The organism is Micromonospora sp. NBC_00389 (genome assembly GCF_036059255.1).
GTDB lineage: Bacteria > Actinomycetota > Actinomycetes > Mycobacteriales > Micromonosporaceae > Micromonospora.
The window spans coordinates 7,121,707-7,141,220 of record NZ_CP107947.1; the positions used below are offsets into that span (position 1 = coordinate 7,121,707).

Consider the following 19,514-nt stretch of genomic DNA (forward strand, 5'->3'; position numbering starts at 1 on the left):
CATCCTGGAAGTTGTGCGGATCTTGCGCGGCGCGGACAGCACGGCGCGGACGGCCGTTGCGGGTCAGGCCGGTTCGGTGACGAAGTCGATGAGGCGTTCCATGGCGTTGATCAGGGGGGTCTCCACGTCGGCGAAGCTGTTCACCCGGGACAGGATGTGCCGCCACATGTCGGCCGGCTCGGCCACGCCGAGGGCCGCGCAGACCCCCTCCTTCCACGGCCGCCCCGGCGGTACCACCGGCCACGCCGCGATGCCCAGCGCCGCCGGCTTGACCGCCTGCCAGACGTCCACGTACGGATGCCCGGTCACCAGCACGTAGGGCGAGTTCACCCGGGCCACGATCCGGCTCTCCTTGCTGCCGGGCACCAGGTGGTCGACGAGTACGCCGAGCCGCCGGGTCGGGCCGGGGGCGAAGTCGCGTACCTCGGCGTCGAGGGCGTCGATGCCGTCCAGCGGCTCCACGACCACGCCCTCGATCCGCAGGTCGTCGCCCCAGATCCGCTCGACCAGCGCGGCGTCGTGGATGCCCTCGACCCAGATCCGGCTGGCCTTGGCCACCTGCGCGCGGACGTTGTCCACCGCCACCGAACCGGACGCGGTGCGCCGGCGGGCCGCCGGCACCGACGCGCGGGTCGGGCGGCGCAGCGTCACCGGGCGACCGTCGAGCAGGAACGCCGCCGGCAGCAGGGGAAAGTTGCGCCGCTTGCCGTGCCGGTCCTCCAGGACCACCGCGCCGGACTCGAAGCCCACCACCGCGCCGCAGAACCCGGATTCGGCGTCCTCCACCACGAGATCCGGTTCGGCGTCCACCTCGGGGGTGACCTTCCGCCGCCGCCAGTCCCCCGCCAACACGTCCTCGCCGTATCGCCCCGCCATGTCGATCACGCTAACCCCGTCGCACCCACACATCACCCCGACACACCGCCGCCTGCCGGGCACCATGCCCCACCGCCTCGGTCACAGCGGCGGCGAAACGCCGCGAACCACCAGCGAACCCCCGCCACCACTGCGTTGTCGGCACGGGCAGAGGCGGGGCGAAGGGGGCAGTTCGGGGCACGCAGGGCGGCCGGAGCGGCAGTCGAGACAGGGCCGCCGGTCACCACGTACCCTTTCGGCATGTCCACCCCCGCAACGGGCGCGGCCACACTCGCGCCGCGCCGGTCGAGCCGGTTTGTTGCCTGGGTGCGCGCGTGGCGCGCCGGGTTGGTGCCGTACGACGAGGTCGCCGACGCCATCGCGGGCGACGAGGAACACCTCGTGGCGGACGCTCCCGGCACCTGGACCGACGTCCCACTCAGCGCCGCGCTGCCCACCCTGGCCAAGCTCTCCCCGGACGAGATCCGCCTGGTGCTGCCCGCGCCGGGTGACCCCCGAGGGCTGCCCGGCCCCGGCGACTTCGCCGGCGCGGCACTGGTCACGGGCGAGGCGGTGGTGGCTGGCATGCTCGGGTTGATCCCGCAGGTCCGGCTGCACACCTCCGGCTCCGGGGACTGCTTCGAGACGGTGCTCTGGCGGGTGTACCCGCTGCCGGCCAACGCGCCCGCCGCGTCGCTCGTGTTGCCCGGTGCCGCCGAGGCGGAGGCCGAACTGGCCGCCGCGCTGGCCGAGACCACCGCCGCGCTGACCCGCCTGGACGTCGCCCAGTGGCGACCCGAGCTGGCCGGCGCGCTGGCCGCGCTGCGCCGCCCGGACGGCGCCACCGACCTGCCGCCCGGCTTCGACCCCCGCGCCCGCCGGCTCTTCGCCCGGGCCGCGGTGCTCGACCGGGTGCTGGCGCTGGCCGGGCACGCCGCCCCCGGTGGCGCGATCAACAACTACGAGGCCCAGCAGCGCGACGCCGCGCTCCGCCCGCTCACCGCGGCCTGCCGGCAGGCACTGGTGGCCGCCTGCAACGCCCCGCTGCGCCCCTGACGGGAGGCGGCGGCACCGGCACGAGGCCAGCCGGTCAGACCTCGTCGAGCAGGTCGGCGACCGAGTTGACGATCCGGGACGGGCGGTACGGGTAGCGCTCCGCCTCGGTGCGGCTGCTGATTCCGGTGAGCACCAGGATGGTCTCCAGCCCGGCCTCCAGGCCGCACAGGATGTCGGTGTCCATCCGGTCGCCGATCATCGCGGTGCTCTCCGAGTGCGCGTTGATGGTGTTCAGCGCGGAGCGCATCATCATCGGGTTCGGCTTGCCGACGAAGTACGGCTCCACCCCGGTCGCCTTGGAGATCATGGCGGCGACCGAGCCGGCGGCGGGCAGCGCGCCCTCCACGGAAGGGCCGGTCACGTCGGGGTTGGTGCAGATGAACCGGGCCCCGTCGTTGATCAGCCGGACCGCCTTGGTGATCGCCTCGAAGCTGTAGGTGCGGGTCTCCCCGAGCACCACGTAGTCCGGCGCGAAGTCGGTGAGCACGTAGCCCACGGCATGCAGCGCCGTGGTCAGCCCGGCCTCCCCGATCACGTACGCGGTGCCGCCCGGCCGCTGGTCGGCGAGGAACTGGCCGGTGGCCAGTGCTGAGGACCAGATCGACTCCTCCGGCACGTCCAGCCCCATCCGGCTCAGCCGAGCCGTCAGGTCGCGCGGGGTGTAGATCGAGTTGTTGGTCAGCACCAGGAACGGCTTGCCGGAGGCGCGCATCCGTTTGATGAACTCCGGCGCGCCGGGCACCGGCTGGCCCTCGTGCACCAGCACGCCGTCCATGTCGGTCAGCCAGCTCTGCACGGGCTTTCGGTCCTGCATCGATGATCCCAGGGTGTCGGTGGGCGGGTGGACGGTCAGGGGCGACGGGTCGGCACGCAGCAGACGGTGGGGCAGGTGTCCCAGATCGGCAGCTCGCCCAGGCGGCGGCGCAGCTGTGCGCCGTCCGGGTCGGTCCGCTCGGTGACCAGCTCGCGGACCATGGTCACGAAGCGCGGGTCGGTGCCCGGGGTGCCGGCCCGGGCGAATTCCAGGCCGAGCTGCTTGGCCGTCTCCAGCGCCTCGGTGTCCAGGTCCCACACCACCTCGAGGTGGTCGGAGATGAACCCGATCGGGCTGACCACCACGCTGGTGGTGTCGCCCTGGGCGAGGGTGGCCAGGTGGTCGTTGATGTCCGGCTCCAGCCACGGCACCTGCGGCGGACCCGAGCGGCTCTGCCACACCAGGTCGTACGGCAGGTCCGGGGCTGCGGCCGCGGCCACCAGCCGGGCGGCCTCGTGCAGCTGCGCCTCGTACCGGCCGCCGTGTGGGCCGGCGTTGGCCGCCATCGAGGTGGGGACGGAGTGGGCGGTGAAGACCAGTCGGGTGGTGCCCCGCTTGGCCGGGTCGAGCTGGCCCAACGCGGCCCGGACGGCGTCCGTGTGCGGCTCGATGAACCCGGGATGGTCCCAGAACTGGCGCAGCTTCTCGATCACCGGGGCGTCCGGGCCGACCGCGGCCCGGGCGGCGGCGATGTCCTCCTGGTACTGCCGGCACGACGAGTAGCCGCCGTACGCGCTGGTGACGAAGGCCAGCGCCCGGGTGACACCGTCGTCGCGCATCTGGGTCACGGTGTCGGCGAGCAGCGGGTCCCAGTTGCGGTTGCCCCAGTAGACGGGCAGGTCGAGGCCGTTGGCGGCGAAGTCGGCGCGGACGGCGGCCAGCAGGTCACGGCACTGCTGGTTGATCGGGGACACCCCGCCGAAGTGCAGGTAGTGCTCGACGACCTCGGCCAGCCTCTCGGGCGGCACGCCGCGACCCCGGGTCACGTTCTGCAGGAACGGCATCACGTCCTCGGGCCGCTCCGGCCCACCGAAGGACACCAGCACCACCGCGTCGTACGCCATGGGCCCATTCTTGCCGGTCGGGCGGAACGACCCGGCGACGCCCCCTGCTCCGGCCCACGTGGATCACACGGGACGGCGGTCAGGGGGCGTCGCCGGGGACGTCAGGCGCCGATGGCGTGGTAGCCGCCGTCGACGTGCACGATCTCGCCGGTGGTGGCCGGGAACCAGTCGGACAGCAGCGCCAGGCAGGCCCGGGCGGCCGGCTCCTGGTCGGTGAGGCTCCAGCCCAGCGGGGCCCGCTCGGTCCAGGCGTCCTCGAACTGGTCGAAGCCGGGAATCGACTTGGCGGCGATGGTGCGCAGCGGCCCGGCGGCGACCAGGTTGCTGCGGATGCCCTGCTTGCCCAGGTGCAGCGCCAGGTAACGGGAGGCGGATTCCAGGCCGGCCTTGGCCACGCCCATCCAGTCGTAGACCGGCCACGCCTTGGTCGCGTCGAAGGTCAGGCCGACCACCGCGCCGCCGGGGGACATCAGCGGCAGCGCCGCCATGGCCAGCGACTTGTACGAGAAGGTGGAGACGTGCAGCGCGGTCGCCACGTCCTCCCAGGGAGCGTCGAGGAAGCCGCCGCCGAGGCAGCTCTGCGGCGCGAAGCCGATCGAGTGGACAACGCCGTCGAGCCCGTCGACGTGCTCGCGGACCCGGTCGGCGAGGCTGGTCAGGTGCTCCGTGTTGGTCACGTCCACCTCGATAACCGGCGCCGGCTCGGGCAGTCGCTTGGCGATCCGCTCGACCAGGGAGAGCCGTCCGAAGCCGGTCAGCACGACCTGCGCGCCGTTCTCCTGGGCGATCTTCGCCACCGAGAAGGCGATCGAGGCGTCGGTGATGACGCCGGTGACCAGCAGCCGCTTACCGGCGAGCAGTCCGGACATGCAGGGGTTCCTCCGTACGTAGTCAGAAAGCGCTGGTCAGTGGCCCATGCCGAGGCCACCGTCGACCGGGATCACGGCGCCGGAGACGTACCCGGCGGTGTCCCCGGCGAGCCAGGTGACCACGGCGGCGACCTCGTCCGGGTGGGCCATCCGGCCGGCCGGGATCGACTTGCGGATCTCCGCCTTGCGGTCGTCGGACAGGCCGGCGGTCATGTCCGTGTCGATGAAGCCGGGCGCCACCACGTTCGCGGTGATGTTGCGGCTGCCCAGTTCCCGGGTGATCGAGCGGGCCACGCCGACCAGGCCGGCCTTGCTGGCGGCGTAGTTGACCTGACCAGCACCTCCGGAGAGGCCCACCACCGAGGAGATGAAGATCATGCGGCCCCACTTGGCCCGGAGCATCTTTCCGGAGGCTCGCTTGGCGACCCGGAACGCCCCGCTGAGGTTGGTGTCCAGCACGCCGGTGAACTGCTCCTCGGACATCCGCAGCAGCAGCGTGTCGTCGGTGATGCCGGCGTTGGCGACCAGCACCTCGACCGGCCCGAGCTCCGCCTCGATGGCGGTGAACGCCGCGTCGATCGAGGCCGCGTCGGTGACGTCGGCCCGCACCCCGAACAACCCCTCGGGGGCGTCGCCGCTGCGGTGGGTCACCGCCACCCGGTCGCCCTGCTTGGCGAAGGCCTGCGCGATGGCCAGGCCGATTCCCCGGTTGCCCCCGGTCACCAGCACGGTACGGGCCACGGTTCCCCCTTGCGAATGGTCAGCACGGACGCGTCGGAGCCTAGGCGTTACCGGCAGGTAAGCGCTAACGGGAACGCGTCACACCGGGGTACGACACCGGGATCAACCCCTGGTGGCACGACCTGCGGGGGTGTTGGCCCGTAGCCTCCCGGTGGTGAACCGGCAACTGATCGCCGCGGCCCTGCGCGCTTTGCGGCAGACCCTGCTGGGCCCGGACGCCCCGGCCGTCCGTCCGTTGCTGGCCCGCTGGCCCAGGCTGGCCCGTTACTCCGCCCCGGTCGGGCTGCTCGCCGCGCTCGGCCTGTTCTGGATCACGTTTGCCGTGGAGAGCGACTGGGGCCTGCCGGCGCCGATCGGGGTGTTGTTCGCGGCGTTGACCGTGGCACCGCTGCTGGCGCTGCCCCGGCATCCGCTGCTGGCCTGGCGGCTGATGGTGCTGGCCCTGCTGGTGTGCACGTTCAACGCGCCGGCTGACGAGCCCTGGCCGTGGACCCCGCCGCTGGCGCTCGGGTCGATCGCGGTGGTCGCGGGGGTCGTCGCGCGGGTCGACCGGCCGGTGCTGGTCTGGCTGGTGACGATCACCACGGTGCCGGTGCTCACCCTGGTTCACCCCGAGAACCGGGCCGCCGTCCTGGCGCTACTCGGCGCGCTGGCGATCGTCGGCGACCTGGTCCGGCGCAACCGGTTGTCCCGCCGGGCACTGGCCGCGCAGACCGAGCTGAGCGAGCGGGAGCAGGAGCGCCGCGCGGTGTTGGAGGAACGCACCCGAATCGCCCGCGAAATGCACGACGTGGTGGCCCACCACATGTCGCTGATCGCGGTGCAGGCGGAGACCGCGCCGTACCGGCTGACCGACGTGCCGGCGCCGGCCGCGGCGGAGTTCGCGGCCATCGCCGGCTCGGCCCGCGCCGCGCTGACCGACATGCGGCGGCTGCTGGGCGTGCTGCGCAGCGAGTCGAACGGCCCGCAGACCGCGCCGCAGCCCGACCTGGCCGACCTGGGCTCGATGGTGGACGCGGCCCACCGGGCCGGGCTGCCGGTGACTCTGGACGCCGAGCCGGTGGACGACGGGCTGGTGCCCGCGCCGGTCGGGCTGGCCGCGTACCGGATCGTGCAGGAAGGGCTGGCCAACGCGGCCCGCCACGCGGGCGGTGCCGCGGTGCGGGTCACCGTCCGCGCCGGCCGGTCCACCCTGGCGGTACGCGTGCAGAACGCGCCGCCCGACGACCTGGACGTCCGGCCGGCCGCCGAGGCCGGCGCCGGGCACGGGCTGACCGGCATGCGGGAGCGGGCCACCTCACTGGGCGGTACGTTCACCGCCGGGCCGCTGCCCGGCGGAGGCTACGAGGTGGCGGTCGAGCTGCCGTACGACGTTGAGGGCGGGGACCGATGATCAAGGTGCTGATCGCCGACGACCAGGCGATGGTCCGGCAGGGCTTCGGAGCGTTGCTCGCCGCCCAACCCGACCTGCTGGTGGTGGGTGACGCCGCCGACGGCGCACAGGCCGTCGCCGCCGCCCGCCGGCTCGACCCGGACGTGGTGCTGATGGACGTGCGGATGCCGGTGCTGGATGGGCTTGCCGCCACCCGCAAGCTGCTCGGCGACCGGTCGACGCAGCGCCCCCGGGTGCTCATCCTCACCACCTTCGACCTGGACGACTACGTGTACGAGGCGCTGCGCGCCGGGGCCAGCGGCTTCCTGCTCAAGGACGCCCCGGCGGCCGACCTGGTGCAGGCGGTGCGGGTGGTGGCGGCCGGCGACGCCCTGCTCGCCCCGGCGGTCACCCGTCGGCTGATCGCCGAGTTCGCGGCCCGCCCGGACCGCCGCCGGCCCCGCCCCACCGACCTGGCCGGGCTCACCCCGCGGGAGACCGAGGTGCTGCGGTTGATCGCCCGAGGCCGCAACAACGCGGAGATCGCCGCCGACCTGGTGGTGGCCGAGCAGACCGTGAAGACGCACATCGGGCGGATCCTGGCCAAGCTGGGGCTGCGAGACCGGGCCCAGGCCGTCGTGTTGGCGTACGAGACGGGTCTGGTCGCCGCCGGCGAGTAGCTCCGCGGAGCCAGCCCGGGAACGGCTCTCCGGGACGACGACCGGGCGCCACCCACCAACGCACCCTGCCTCTGGACGACATTCCGGAGGGAGAACGTGATGCGACGACGAGGTGCCAGCCGGCTGGCGTTGGCCGCGCTGCTCGGCGTGAACCTGGTTCTACCCACCCGAGCCGAGCCGGTCGCGGCGGCCGGTTTCGTCGAGGCGTACCCGGTCACGGCGGCGGCGATGCGCGCGGCCGGCCCGCCGTACGCGGACTGGGTTGCCGGCGGACGCCGGTTCCTCACGTTCGACCCACGCGGCGACGGCCGTGCGGTCGAGGTGCTCGGCGACCTGGCCGACGCCGATCGGATTGCGGTGCTGGTGCCCGGTGTGGGCAGCACCCTGGCCGACTTCGACCGAGGGCTGGGCGGGGTCGCCCACCGGGCGCCAGCGGTACAGGCCGGGCAGTTGTACCGGGCACTGCGGGCGGCCGACCCGGCGGCGCGGGTCGCGGTGCTGGCCTGGCTCGGCTACGACCCGCCCGACGGGGTGCTGACCGCCGTCGGCGGCGCCAGCGCCCGGCGCGGCGCGGTCGGCCTGGCCGCGCTGTTGCGGGAGCTGGCCGGCCGCCGCCCGGCCGCGACGATCACCCTGGTCGGGCACAGCTACGGGGCGCTGGTGGTGTCGCTGGCCGCGGCGGCCGCCCCACCGCAGGTCAGCGACGTGGTCAGCATCGGCGGGATCGGCGCCGGGGTGCAGCACGCCGATGAGCTGCGCGGCGGTCGGCGGTTCTGGGCGGCCGAGGCACCCACCGACTGGATCCGCCGGGTGCCATCCGTGCGGTTGGCAGGCCTCGGGTACGGCCGTCGCCCCGGCGACCCGGCGTTCGGCGCCCGGCCGTTGCCGGTGGCCGGGGTCGCGGGGCACGACGGCTACCTGGTGCCGGGCAGCGCCACGCTGGTCGCGGTGGCGGCGGTCGTGCGGGACGGAGCCGCCGCCGAGCGGGCGGGGAGCGCCCGGTGAGCCGCGACCGGGCGGTCGACGCGCTGCGGGCGTACGCCATCGGCGGGGTGGTGCTGGGGCACTGGCTCGTCACCGGCCTGGTGCTGGGTGACGACGGTGGGCTGCACCAGGCCAGCCCGCTGACCGCGCTGCCCGCGCTGGCCCCGGCGACCTGGGTGTTGCAGACGCTCGGGTTGTTCTTCTTCGCCGCCGGGTTCGGTTCGGCCCGGTCGCTGGCCCGCTACCCGGGCGGGCCGGGCGGTTGGCTGGCCGGCCGGCTGCGCCGGCTCCTGCTGCCCACGGTGGCACTGCTGGGCGTGGGTGCCGCCGTGTTGCTCGCCGCCACCGTGGCCGGCACCCCGGACGACACGCTCGTGGTCGCGCTGCGGCTCGCGGTGAGTCCGCTGTGGTTCCTGCTGCCGCTGTTGCTGCTGGTCGCGTTGACCGGCCCGCTGGTCGCCGCCGTCCGCCGGTGGGAGGTGGCGCTCTGTGTCGCGCCGGCGGTGGTCGTGGTGGCGGCGGCCGACCTGGCGATGCGCCTGCTGCCGGCCGGCGCGGGACTGCCGCCGGTGAGTGTGGTGACGGCCTGGGCGGTGCCGTTCCTGCTGGGCGTGGCGCACGCCGACGGGCGGCTGGTCGGCCGGCGGGTGGCGGGCGCGCTGGCCGGTGGTGGCGCCGCGGCGCTGGCCGCGCTGCTGGCGCTGGGCTATCCGGTCAGCGCGGTCGGGGTGCCCGGGGCGGGGGTGTCCAACCTGAACCCGCCGTCGCTGCTGGCGGTGGCGTTGGCGGTCACCCAGGTCGGGCTGGGGCTGCTCGCCCGGCCGATGCTGGAACGGCTGCTGGCCCGGCCACTGCCGGGCCGGGCGGTGACCGAGGTGAACCGGAACGCGGTGCGGATCTACCTGTGGCACCAGCCGGTCCTGGTGGCGGTGACCGCGCTCGTCGCCCGGGGCGGGCTGGCCCTGCCGGGGCTGCACACCGCGCCGGACGACCCGGGCTGGGTGCTGGCCCGGTGCTGCTGGCTGCCGCTTTTCGCCGTGGTGCTGGTCACCCTGGTGCGGGCGGGCCGGCCGGCGCAGCGGCTGGGCCAGCCGGGCGGTGGAGGGAGCGCCGGCCGGTCGGCCGAGTGCGTCCCGGCGGCACCGCGGGTGTACGATCATCGACGTTCCGGCCCGGCCGACTTCAGGAGGTGATCGCTGTGCGAGATAGCGATCCTCCCAGTCGTGGCCGGGCCGATGGTCAGCCCCGCTGAGCCACGACTCAGTCTGGTGAGCTGACCCCGCTCCGCTCCCCGCCACCCGGCTCACGCCGAGGTGCGCGTGCCGCGCCGTCCGATTCCGGACGGTCGCCGGGAGCCGCCCGGTCACGACTTCGTGTGCGCGTCCCCACCCCTGCGGTCCGCCCCCGCACGCGGACCGTCCAGCCGCCACCCGGAGCCGTCCATGAGCCGCTACGTCGCCCCGCTGGGCTTCACCCTCGCCGCCGTCTGGGTGGCCGTCGTCTTCGTACTGGCCGGCGGCGGTCACTGACCATCGTTCTCCCGCCCGCTCTCGTCACGCTGGCCGGACGAGCGGTGCCCGGGACCAGCCCGGGCACCGCCGACGTCAGAGCATTCGCGACGACCAGAGCAGGCTGAGCGCGCCGGCGCAGAGCGCCAACAGCAGTGCCAGACCGGCATACCACTGGGTCACCTCGCGGGGCTCGGTGCGGAACCCGATCGAGCTGCCCATGTCCTGGTAGACCTGCTTCAACTCGCTCACCGAGGCCGCCTCGTAGAAGTAGCCCTCGGTGGTCTCGGCCAGCTCGGCCAGGGCCAGCCGGTCCACCGGCACCCGCTGGAGCTGGCCGCCGATGTCCACCTGGCCGGTGTCGGTGCCGAAGGCGATGGTGGAGACCGGCACGTTGGCCGCCTGCGCGGCCGCCGCCGCCTCCTCCACCGATCGGCCGGAGGTGCGGAACCCGTCGGAGAGCAGCACGATCCGGGCCGGCGGGATGCCCGCCGCGCCGTCGGCCGGCACCGACCGGATCGCCTCCAGACAGGTGAACACCGCCTCGCCTGTCGCGGTCGCCTCGGCCAGCACCAGCCCGTCGATCGCACTGGTCACCGCCGCCCGGTCCTTGCCGGGCGGGACCAGCACGTTGGCCGCCTTGGCGAACGAGACGAGACCCAGGTTGTAGCTCTCCGGCAGCTCGCCGACGAACTGCTTGGCCGCCTCCTGGGCCGCCTCCAGCCGGTTCGGCGCCACGTCGTCGGCCTGCATGGACAGCGACACGTCGATGGCGAGCATCACGGTGGCCCGCTCCAGCGGCTCCTTGGTGTCCACCGCGGGCCGGGCCAGCGCGGTGGCCAGCACCAGCAGGCAGAGCAGGAACGCCGTCGCCGGAACGTGTCGTCGCCAGCCCAGCCCCTTCGGCGCCACGGTGCGCAGCAGATCCACGTTGGTGAACCGCATCGCGTACGTCCGGCGGTGCAGCTGCCGCCAGAGGTAGAACGCGGCGAGGGCGAGCACCGGCAGCACGGCCAGCAGCCACCACGGTTGCATGAAACGGATCATCGTGTCGTCCCCCGGGTACGCGCGTGCCGCTGCGCGGCCACGAAACGCACCATGTCCAGCAGCCAGTCTCGGTCGGTACGCAGACGCAGGTGGGCCGCGCCGGCACCGCGCAGCGCGGCGGCGATCGTGGCCCGCTGGGCGGTGGCGGCCTCGGCGTAGCGCTGCCGCAACCGCGGGTCGGCGGTCTGCACCTCGTGCAGCTCGCCGCTCTCCGGGTCGACCACCGGCAGCACGCCCACGTCGGGCAACTCCAGCTCGCGCGGGTCGACCACCTCGATCGCCAGCACGTCGTGCCGGACCCGCAGCTTGCGCATCGGCCGGGCCCACTGCTCGGCCGGCGCGAGGAAGTCCGAGACCACCACGGCCACCCCGCGCCGTCGGGGCGGGCGGTTGAGCATCTCGATCAGTGCGCCCAGGTCACCCCGGCCGGGCTGGATCGCGGTGTTGGCGACGGCACGCAGCAGACCCTGCGCCTCCTTGCGACCGGAGCGGGCCGGCAGCCGGGTGAGCACCCCGGGCCCGGCCTGCGGTGGCCCAGCCCGCCATCGCCGGGTCGGCGCGGGAGCGCCGCCGCCGGTGCCGATCACCGCACCGATCCGGTTGCCGCCGCGCACGGTCAGGTGGGTGATGGCGGCAGCGGCGGCGACCACCACCTCCCGCTTGAGCCACTGCCCGGTGCCGAAGTCCAGGCTGGCCGAGAGGTCCAGCGCCAGCCAGGTCTCCAACTCCCGGTCGGCGACCGTACGCCGCACGTGCGGCGTCGTGGTCCGCGCGGTGACCGGCCAGTCCATCCGGCGGACGTCGTCGCCGGGGCGGTACTCCCGCGACTCACCCGCCTCGCTGCCCGGCCCGGGCAGCAGCCCGGCGTAGTCGCCCTGGAGCATGCCGTCGAGCTTGCGGGTGACCAGCAACTGAAGCCGGGACAGCACGGCCTCGCTGCGATCGGCGAGGGGGGCGGGTCGAGGGGTGGGTGAGGTCACGGGCGCTGCCCGGGCCAGCCTGCGCCCGGCGGCGGGGCGGTCGGTGACGGGGATGCCTGCTGCCGGGGGGCGACCGCCGGGAGCGGGATGGTGGACATCACCCGGTGCACGATGTGGTCGGCCGGCACGTCATCGGCGAGCGCGTCGTAGCTGAGCACCAGCCGGTGCCGCAGGATGTCCGGGGCGATGTCCTGCACGTCCTGCGGCAGCGCGTAGTCCCGCCCGCGCAGCAGCGCCAGCGCGCGGGTGGCCCGGACCAGGCCGAGCGAGGCGCGCGGGCTGGCCCCGTACTGGATCAGCTGGGCGACGTCCGGCATGCCGTGCTCGGCCGGGGCCCGGGTGGCCAGCACCAGCCGGACCGCGTAGTCCACCAACGCGTTGTGCACGAAGACCTGGTCCGCCTTGCGTTGCAGGGCGATCAGGTCGGGGGTGTCGAACACGGCCGTCGGCTCCGGAGCGGCGACACCCATCCGGTAGACGATCTCCCGCTCCTCGGCGTCGGTCGGGTAGCCCACCACGATCTTCATGAGGAAGCGGTCCCGCTGCGCCTCCGGCAGCGGGTAGACGCCCTCCTGCTCGATCGGGTTCTGGGTGGCCATCACCAGGAACGGGTCGGGCACCCGGTGGCTCTCCCCGCCGATGGACACCTGCCGCTCGCTCATCACCTCGAGCAGCGCCGACTGCACCTTGGCCGGTGCCCGGTTGATCTCGTCGGCGAGCAGGAAGTTGACGAACACGGGGCCAAGCTCGACGTCGAACTTCTCGCTGGACTGCCGGTAGATGCGGGTGCCCATGATGTCGGCCGGCACCAGGTCCGGGGTGAACTGCACCCGGGCGAAGGACCCGCCGACGACCTTCGCGAGGGTCTCCACCGCCAGGGTCTTGGCCACCCCGGGCACGCCTTCCAGCAGGCAGTGGCCGCGGGCGAGCAGCGCCACGAACATCCGCTCCACCATCCGGTCCTGCCCGACGATGACCCGTTTGATCTCGAACAGCGCCCGCTCCAGCAGGGTGGCGTCCTGCGCGGGTGTGGTCACCGGCTCGGGTCTCTCCGGGGCCACCCCGTTCGGCGTCGGGGCGTCGGGCATGGTCGGCTGGGCCACCGGTCCTCCACAGCGTTTGTCGGTCGTCGCGGCTGGTGCGGTATCAAGACTCGCACGCCTTCCTGAGTGGCGAGGGGGGGAGAAGCCGATTTTCGCCGCGCCGTCCCGAGCGGCCGAATCGCCCGCCACGGGTGGACACGGACCGGCCAGCCGCGTGTACGATTCACCCCGTCGCCGGGCGGCTCCCCCCGTGGCCGCCCGGCGCTCAAACCTTCCGTCCCGCCGTCCTAGACTGGCAGGGATGAGCACCCCCTCCCCCGCCGAAGAGGCCCTGATCTGCTCGGCCCGGGGCTGCCGCGCCCCCGCCGTCTGGGCGCTGGAGTGGAACAATCCCCGCCTGCACGACGCCGAACGGCGCAAGACCTGGCTGGCCTGCGGCGAGCATCGGGGCAGCCTCGGCGACTTCCTGGACGCTCGCGGCTTCCTGCGTGCCGTCACACCGGTGCCCGGATCGCCTACCCTCGACATGTGAGCGAGCGCAGCGGGCGAACCATGAGGCACAGCAGCGTGGCGTCTCGCGCCGCTGCCGAGCGGAGCGAGGTGGCGGCGTGAGCGAGCAGAACGGATCCCATCGGTGAGCGCGGAGGACCGCGTCGACCCACCGGCTCCCCCCGGACCCACCTCCCCGTCCTGGCCGCCCACCCCGGCCACGTCACCTCCCCCACCGGCCGGCGTCATGCCAGCGCCCGGCGCCGTGCCGACGTCCGGCCCGCTGCCCGCCGCCGGTGGCCCCGGCCCGGCCAGCGCGGCACCCGGTCCCCTGCTGACGGGCGGGCCGGTCGGTCGCGGCCCCCTGGAGCCGTGGCCGGACACGGTCCGCTGGCAGCCGATCTCCTCCGACCTGATCTGGGTCGAGCTGATCCGGTTAGCGATCGTGGTCGCCATCGGGCTGGCGGTGACGGCGATCGGGTGGGCGCTGAGCGGTCACTGGTTGTTCGGGCTCGCCCTCGCCGTCGTGCTGGTGCTCGGCGGGTGGCGCGCCGTGGCCATCGTCCGCGCGGTCCGGGCCTGGGGGTACGCCGAGCGGGAGGACGACCTGCTCGTCCGGCACGGGCTGCTGGTCCGGCGGCTCTCCATCGTCCCGTACTCCCGCATGCAGTTCGTCGATGTCAGCGCGGGGCCGCTGGAGCGCCTCTTCGACCTGGCCACCGTGCAGTTGCACACAGCGGCGGCGGCGAGCGACGCCCGGGTGCCGGGGCTGCGGCCGGCGGAGGCGTCCCGGCTGCGCGATCGGCTCACCGCGCTCGGCGAGGACCGGGCGGAGGGGCTGTGAGCACTCGACCGGTCGACCACCGGCTGCGCCGGGGACCGGCCCGATGAACGACGGTCCCGCCGAGCCGGACACCCGGCCGCCCCCGCCACCCGGCGGCGCGCCCCCCACCGGCCCGCCACCCGCCGACGCCGTGCCGTACGGCGCCGTACCGCCCGGTAGCGCTGTGCCCTACGGGGCTGGACCGCCCGGCGGCACGCCGCCCTACGGCGCCTTGCCACCGGGCGGCACGCCGCCCTACGGCGCCTTGCCACCGGGCGGTTCGCCGCCCTACGGTGCCGTGGCACCGGGCGGTGCGCCGCCCTACGGAGCTGTACCGCCCGGGGTGCCGTATCCCTGGCCGATGCCGCCGACCGATGGCGACGGCGAACCACGACAGCGGCTGCATCCGCTCAGCCCGCTGCTGCACGGGGCCAAGTCGCTGGTCGTGGTGATCGCCGGGCTGTCCTGGTCGACGCTGTCCCGGGTCGGGTTCGGCTGGTTCGCCGCCATGGTGGTGGTGCTGGCGCTCGGCGCGACCGTGCTGTCGGTGGTCAGCTGGTACAACACCGGCTATCACGTGGTGGGCCGCGAGCTGCGGGTGTACGAGGGGCTGCTCTGGCGGCGTACCCGGGCCATCCCGCTGGAGCGTTTGCAGGCCGTGGAGGTGGTCCGACCGCTGCTCGCCCAGCTCACCGGCCTGGCCGAGCTGCGGCTGGAGGTGGTCGGCGGGGGCAAGACCGAGGCGCCGCTGGCGTACCTCGGAGTGGCCGACGCGGCCCGGCTGCGCGAACGGCTGCTGGCCCTGGCCGGACGGGCGTCGCAGCCGCCCGCGCCGGGCCTCGCGGTGCCCGGGGCGGCCCCGGGAACCGTGCCGCCGGCGGCCGCGCCGGGCCGGCCGCTGCACGCGGTACGCAACCAGAGCCTGCTGGTCAGCCAACTGCTCACCCCGCAGGCGTTCCTGCTCCCGTTCGGTCTGGCCTTCGTCGTGGTGCAGTTCGTCACCGCTGGGTCGTGGTCGTTCGTGGCGGTGGCGAGCACGCTGACCGCGATGGCCGGTGTGCTGCTGCAACCGATCCGCCGGGTCCTCGACGACTGGAACTTCCGGCTGGCCCGCGACGGCGGCACGCTGCGGGTGCACAACGGCCTGCTGGAGACCCGGGCGCAGACCGTGCCGCTGGACCGGGTGCAGACCGTACGGGCCACCTGGCCGCTGCTCTGGCGGGTGAACGGCTGGCTGCGGTTGCGGCTGGAGGTGGCCGGATACTCCGTCGCGGAGGCCGATGATCGCAACCGGCCGGACCGGCTGCTGCCGGTGGGTGACCTGCCGACCGCCACGATGATCGTCGCCGAGGTGCTGCCGGGGGTACGCCTCGACGCGCTGGCGTTGCAGCCACCGCCGCCCCGGACCCGCTGGCTGCACCCGCTCGGCCGTGGCGCGCTCGGCGCCGGCCTGTTCGAGCGGGTCTTCGCCACCCGGTCCGGGCTGCTCACCCGGCAGTTGGCGATCGTCCCGTACGCCCGGATCCAGAGCGTGCGGGTGGTGCAGGGGCCGGTACAGCGCCTGCTGGGGCTGGCCACCGTGCACGCGGACACCGCGGGCGGGTCGGGTGCGGCCGCCCAGGACCGGGACCTGGCGGAGGCGTGGGCACTGGCGGCCGAGCTGACCGCCCGCTCGCACGCCACCCGGCTGCCCGGCTGACCGCTCGCTCGCAAGCCACCCAGCTGCCCGGCTGACCCGTTCCGCCGGCCGCCGGCCAACCCTCGGCGTCAGCGGTCGACGGGTACCGGGGGCTGGTCGGTGGTGCTCGGCCCGACCGGTGCCGACTTCTCGCTGTCCGACCGGTCCGGCTCCGGCAGTCCGGCGGCGCCGTCGGGGCCGGCGATCTCCGGCGGCGGTCCCCCGGACCCCGCGCGACGGGCCCGCACCGCCGCCCACCCGCGCTCGGCCAGGCCGACCACCAGGAACGTCAGCCCGACGTACGCCCAGCCGACCAGCACGTCGATCACGTAGTGCTCACCCGAGTAGACCAGGGTGAAGGTCATGGCCAGCGGGTACGCGAACAGCAGCGGCCACCAGTGGCGGCGGGTGGTGCGCAGGAAGAACAGCACCACGAACAATGCCCAGGCGGTGTGCAGCGACGGCATCGCGGCGACCGGGTTCGAGGCGATCTGGCCGGCGTTGAGCACGTTGCCGGCGCCGTGCATGCCGAATTCCCTCCAGCCCCGGGTGGAGATCCGGGCCACCTCGGTGAGCAGCCCGTTCTGCGCGGCCCACCAGGGCGGGGCGGCCGGGTAGAGGAAGTAGGTGGCCAGGCCTGCGGCGCAGAGGAAACCCCACCGCCGCATGTACGCCGCCCAGCGGTGCCGGTCACGCAGCCACAGCACCGCGGCGGCGGCAAACGCCACCACGAAGTGCGAGAAGTACACCCAGCTTGCCGCGACGTCGTACCACTGCACCTGCGGGTGGTAGAGGTGCTCCTGCAACCAGATGGTGGGCACCTCACCGCCGGTGGCCCAGCCGAACATGAACCGGTCGGCGACGATCAGCTCCATCGCGTGCGGGGTGGCCCCGTTGTCGGCGAACCCCCGGGAGAGGTTGTACGCGGCAAGCAGCAGCACCACCGGCACCCAGTCCCGGGCGAAGCGCAGGTGACTGCGCCACGGCCGGTCACTGTTCCAGGCGATGGTCCCCAACCAGATCCACACGAAGGCGTACGCGGGGTCGGTGGGTAGACCGATGCCCAGCCAGGCGGCCACGAAGGCGACCGCCCAGATCGACATGGCGACCACGCGCCGACGGCCCCCGTCGGGGGACGCGGGTGGGTCGGTCCGGGCGGGGGGCTGGGGGTCAGTCACGACGGCCATCGCGGTCAAGGGTAACGACGGGGGCGGCATCGACCGGCGGCGACCACCCGGAGGACCCGTCCGCAGGTGGTCGGCGGCCGGCTCCGGCGGGTGCGGCGGGATCGGCGGGCGCGTGGTCGCCGGGCTCGGCGAGCACCTAGGCTGACGACCATGCAGGAGCAGCCCGAGCCGGCCTTCGCGCCGGGTCTGACCGCCCGGGTCGAGTTGACCGTCACGGACGCGGACACCGCCTGGGCGGTCGGTTCCGGGGACGTACCGGTCCTGGGCACTCCCCGGGTGGTCGCGCTGGCCGAGGCGGCGACCGTCGCGGCGACGGCGCCCGCGATGCCGCCCGGTTCGACCACCGTGGGAACGCGGGTCGAGCTGGAGCACCTGGCGCCGACCGTGGTCGGCCGGACCGTCCAGGCACAGGCACTGCTGGCCGCGGTGGACGGCCGCCGGCTGTCGTTCGAGATCACCGTCAGCGACGGTGACGAGACGGTGGCCCGAGGCCGGGTGGACCGGATCCTGGTGAACCGGCAGCGCTTCGTCGACCGTGCCGGGCGGGCATCGTGACCATCGATGTCGTCGAGGTCGCCGACCGGGTGCACGTGCTGCGCGAGCCGTTGCTGCGGGTCAACGTCACTCTCGTCGTCGGCGACGACGAGGCGCTGCTGGTCGACACCCTCTCCTCGGCCGGCCAGGCCACCACGCTGGCCGCCGCCGTCCGGGCGATCACCGACCGTCCGCTGACCCTGGTCAACACCCACCACCACTACGACCACTGCTTCGGCAACGCCGTTCTGGCCGGCGACCCACCCCGCCCGGTGTACGCGCACGAGCTGGCCGCCGCTGCCCTGCGCGAGCAGCCGGAGCGGCTGCGCCGGGAGGCGTACGAGGAGTTGCGTGAGGAGCACCCCGCGCTCGCCGCCGAGCTGGCCGACACCCCACTGCTCGCCCCGACGCACACCGTGCACACCGAGACGGCGCTGGAGGTGGGCGGCCGGCGAGTGCTGCTGCGTCACCCGGGGCGGGGCCACACCGACGCCGACCTGGTGGTGCACGTACCCGACGCGGACGTGCTGGTCGCCGGGGACCTGGTGGAGCAGAGCGGCCCGCCCGCCTTCGAGGACTCGTACCCGCTGCAGTGGCCGGACGCGGTCGCGGACCTGCTCCGGCTGACCACCGCAGGCACAGTGGTGGTGCCGGGCCACGGCGACCCGGTGGACGTCGAGTTCGTCCGCGCCCAGCACGCCGAGCTGGCGAAGCTGGCCTGGCTGATCCGGGCCGCGCACACCGGCGGCGCACCACCGGAACGAGTCGCCGCCGAGGCACCCTTCGGCGCCCGCGCCGCCCTGACTGCCGCCCGCCGCGGCTACACCGAACTCAACGGCACCGCCTAACCCCCGAAGCGGCGCTGGACGTCGGCGCGGGTGGGCATGGCGGTGGCCCCGCCCGGGGACTCGCAGACCAGGCCGGCCACCCGTAACGCGAACGCCACCCGCTCGACCCAGCCCGCCGGGTCGGTCGGTTCGCCGTCGAGGAGCAGGTCGGCGATCAACGCGGCCATCACCGAGTCGCCGGCGCCGGTGGCGTCGATGGCGTCCACCTTCGGCGCTGGCACGCGTACCGGATCCGCCTCGGCGGCGGCGAGCACCGCGCCGGCCGCGCCGAGCGTCACCACCACCGTGGCGGCGCCGAGCTCCCGCAGGTACGCGGCCACCCCCTCGGCCGGCTCGCCCGGGTAGAGCAGCTCGGCGTCGGCGGTGCTCAGCTTGACCAGGTGCGCGCCGGCGGCGAACTCGGCCACCACCTCGCGCAGCCCGGCCAACGCGGCCGGCCCGTCCAGCAGTCGGGGGCGCACGTTCGGGTCGAAGACCCGCAGCCCGGGGGCGAGCGACCAGGCACGCCGGGCGGCGGCCAGCGTGGCGGGCTGGAGCAGCACGACCGACCCGCAGTAGAGCACGTCGGCGCCCTCCACCAGCGCCACGTCCAGATCGTCCGGGCCGAGCAGGCTGTAGGAGGGCGGGTCGCCGTAGAAGCGGAAGTCGGGCTCCGGGCCGGCGAAGGTGACCACCGCGAGCGTGGTCGGCGCCGGCACCGTGACCACGCCGGCCAGCCCGACGTCGAGCGCGGTCAGGAAGGCGCGGATCCGGCCGGCCAGCACGTCGTCGCCGAGCGACCCGACGAACTGTGCCGCGCTACCGAGCCGGCTCACCCCGACGGCGACGTTGAGCGGTCCGCCGCCGATCGCCTGCCGGTAGACCCGCTCACCGTCGCGCTCGGTGTCGAGCAGGTCGACCAGCGCCTCGCCGAGCACCACCGCGTATCCCATGCCGGTCCTT

General features: G+C 74.4%; 21 protein-coding genes. 11 read left to right on the plus strand and 10 right to left on the minus strand.

Features of this window, described 5'->3' with window-relative positions:
- Positions 1-63: 63 nt before the first annotated feature.
- On the minus strand, positions 64-876 hold the full coding sequence (locus tag OG470_RS33640) for a DUF3097 domain-containing protein (protein ID WP_328418682.1): 813 nt from the start codon (positions 874-876) through the stop codon (positions 64-66).
- 240 nt (positions 877-1,116) lie between these two features.
- On the opposite strand from OG470_RS33640, the gene OG470_RS33645 reads away from it, so the two are divergent.
- Entirely contained in the window at positions 1,117-1,911 is a 795-nt protein-coding gene (locus OG470_RS33645) for a hypothetical protein (protein WP_328418683.1), read from the plus strand.
- A 34-nt stretch (positions 1,912-1,945) separates the two neighbouring features.
- On the opposite strand, the gene OG470_RS33650 is transcribed toward OG470_RS33645, so the two are convergent.
- From OG470_RS33650 to fabG, 4 genes are all read right to left on the minus strand, one after another.
- Complete coding sequence (locus tag OG470_RS33650) at positions 1,946-2,809, minus strand: HAD-IIA family hydrolase (protein ID WP_328426745.1); 864 nt, start codon at positions 2,807-2,809, stop codon at positions 1,946-1,948.
- Entirely contained in the window at positions 2,761-3,789 is a 1,029-nt protein-coding gene (locus OG470_RS33655) for a ferrochelatase (RefSeq protein WP_328418684.1), read from the minus strand. Before OG470_RS33655 ends, OG470_RS33650 begins: the two co-directional genes overlap by 49 nt.
- 101 nt (positions 3,790-3,890) lie before the next feature.
- Positions 3,891-4,658, minus strand: a complete 768-nt coding sequence (fabI, locus tag OG470_RS33660) for an enoyl-ACP reductase FabI (protein WP_328418685.1) — start codon at positions 4,656-4,658, stop codon at positions 3,891-3,893.
- Between the two features lie 36 nt (positions 4,659-4,694).
- Positions 4,695-5,399: a 3-oxoacyl-ACP reductase FabG gene (fabG, locus tag OG470_RS33665; protein WP_328418686.1), complete on the minus strand. Its 705-nt coding sequence runs from the start codon at positions 5,397-5,399 to the stop codon at positions 4,695-4,697.
- Between the two features lie 154 nt (positions 5,400-5,553).
- On the opposite strand from fabG, the gene OG470_RS33670 reads away from it, so the two are divergent.
- The 5 genes from OG470_RS33670 (at position 5,554) to OG470_RS33690 (ending at position 9,964) form a co-directional block, all read left to right on the plus strand.
- Positions 5,554-6,792: a sensor histidine kinase gene (locus OG470_RS33670; RefSeq protein WP_328418687.1), complete on the plus strand. Its 1,239-nt coding sequence runs from the start codon at positions 5,554-5,556 to the stop codon at positions 6,790-6,792.
- Positions 6,789-7,451: a response regulator transcription factor gene (locus OG470_RS33675; RefSeq protein ID WP_328418688.1), complete on the plus strand. Its 663-nt coding sequence runs from the start codon at positions 6,789-6,791 to the stop codon at positions 7,449-7,451. Before OG470_RS33670 ends, OG470_RS33675 begins: the two co-directional genes overlap by 4 nt.
- 99 nt (positions 7,452-7,550) lie before the next feature.
- Positions 7,551-8,456 carry an alpha/beta hydrolase gene (locus tag OG470_RS33680; RefSeq protein WP_328418689.1) on the plus strand — a complete coding sequence of 302 codons (906 nt, stop codon included), beginning with the start codon at positions 7,551-7,553 and terminating at the stop codon, positions 8,454-8,456.
- Entirely contained in the window at positions 8,453-9,628 is a 1,176-nt protein-coding gene (locus OG470_RS33685) for an acyltransferase family protein (protein ID WP_328418690.1), read from the plus strand. Before OG470_RS33680 ends, OG470_RS33685 begins: the two co-directional genes overlap by 4 nt.
- A gap of 126 nt (positions 9,629-9,754) precedes the next feature.
- Entirely contained in the window at positions 9,755-9,964 is a 210-nt protein-coding gene (locus OG470_RS33690; protein WP_328418691.1) for a hypothetical protein, read from the plus strand.
- 75 nt (positions 9,965-10,039) lie between these two features.
- Here the strand turns inward: OG470_RS33690 and OG470_RS33695 are convergent, their stop codons facing one another.
- Genes OG470_RS33695 through OG470_RS33705 form a run of 3 tightly spaced genes read right to left on the minus strand, consistent with a single transcriptional unit; the run spans position 10,040 to position 13,073 of the window.
- Positions 10,040-10,990, minus strand: coding sequence for a VWA domain-containing protein (locus OG470_RS33695; RefSeq protein ID WP_328418692.1), 951 nt, complete (start codon positions 10,988-10,990; stop codon positions 10,040-10,042).
- A complete protein-coding gene (locus OG470_RS33700; RefSeq protein ID WP_328426747.1) occupies positions 10,987-11,988 on the minus strand; it encodes a DUF58 domain-containing protein in 1,002 nt (333 codons plus the stop codon). The genes OG470_RS33695 and OG470_RS33700 overlap by 4 nt, the downstream gene beginning before the upstream one ends.
- Positions 11,967-13,073 carry an AAA family ATPase gene (locus OG470_RS33705; RefSeq protein WP_328418693.1) on the minus strand — a complete coding sequence of 369 codons (1,107 nt, stop codon included), beginning with the start codon at positions 13,071-13,073 and terminating at the stop codon, positions 11,967-11,969. The genes OG470_RS33700 and OG470_RS33705 overlap by 22 nt, the downstream gene beginning before the upstream one ends.
- A 241-nt stretch (positions 13,074-13,314) precedes the next feature.
- On the opposite strand from OG470_RS33705, the gene OG470_RS33710 reads away from it, so the two are divergent.
- The 3 genes from OG470_RS33710 to OG470_RS33720 all read left to right on the plus strand — a co-directional run bounded on the left by OG470_RS33710 (position 13,315) and on the right by OG470_RS33720 (position 16,024).
- Positions 13,315-13,545: a hypothetical protein gene (locus tag OG470_RS33710; RefSeq protein WP_328418694.1), complete on the plus strand. Its 231-nt coding sequence runs from the start codon at positions 13,315-13,317 to the stop codon at positions 13,543-13,545.
- Positions 13,546-13,749: 204 nt separating this feature from the next.
- The gene (locus OG470_RS33715; RefSeq protein ID WP_328426749.1) at positions 13,750-14,346 is read left to right on the plus strand and encodes a PH domain-containing protein; all 597 of its coding nucleotides are present in this window, start codon (positions 13,750-13,752) and stop codon (positions 14,344-14,346) included.
- A gap of 340 nt (positions 14,347-14,686) precedes the next feature.
- Positions 14,687-16,024 (plus strand): PH domain-containing protein, encoded by a 1,338-nt coding sequence (locus tag OG470_RS33720; RefSeq protein WP_328426751.1) that lies wholly within the window; start codon positions 14,687-14,689, stop codon positions 16,022-16,024.
- 68 nt (positions 16,025-16,092) lie between these two features.
- Here the strand turns inward: OG470_RS33720 and OG470_RS33725 are convergent, their stop codons facing one another.
- A complete protein-coding gene (locus OG470_RS33725; RefSeq protein WP_328418695.1) occupies positions 16,093-17,190 on the minus strand; it encodes a phosphatase PAP2 family protein in 1,098 nt (365 codons plus the stop codon).
- A 150-nt stretch (positions 17,191-17,340) separates the two neighbouring features.
- On the opposite strand from OG470_RS33725, the gene OG470_RS33730 reads away from it, so the two are divergent.
- Together OG470_RS33730 and OG470_RS33735 are read left to right on the plus strand one after the other, a co-directional pair.
- Positions 17,341-17,745 (plus strand): thioesterase family protein, encoded by a 405-nt coding sequence (locus tag OG470_RS33730; RefSeq protein ID WP_328418696.1) that lies wholly within the window; start codon positions 17,341-17,343, stop codon positions 17,743-17,745.
- The gene (locus OG470_RS33735; RefSeq protein ID WP_328418697.1) at positions 17,742-18,572 is read left to right on the plus strand and encodes an MBL fold metallo-hydrolase; all 831 of its coding nucleotides are present in this window, start codon (positions 17,742-17,744) and stop codon (positions 18,570-18,572) included. Before OG470_RS33730 ends, OG470_RS33735 begins: the two co-directional genes overlap by 4 nt.
- Here the strand turns inward: OG470_RS33735 and OG470_RS33740 are convergent.
- Positions 18,569-19,504 carry a PfkB family carbohydrate kinase gene (locus tag OG470_RS33740; RefSeq protein WP_328418698.1) on the minus strand — a complete coding sequence of 312 codons (936 nt, stop codon included), beginning with the start codon at positions 19,502-19,504 and terminating at the stop codon, positions 18,569-18,571. The genes OG470_RS33735 and OG470_RS33740 overlap by 4 nt on opposite strands.
- Positions 19,505-19,514 lie beyond the last annotated feature (10 nt).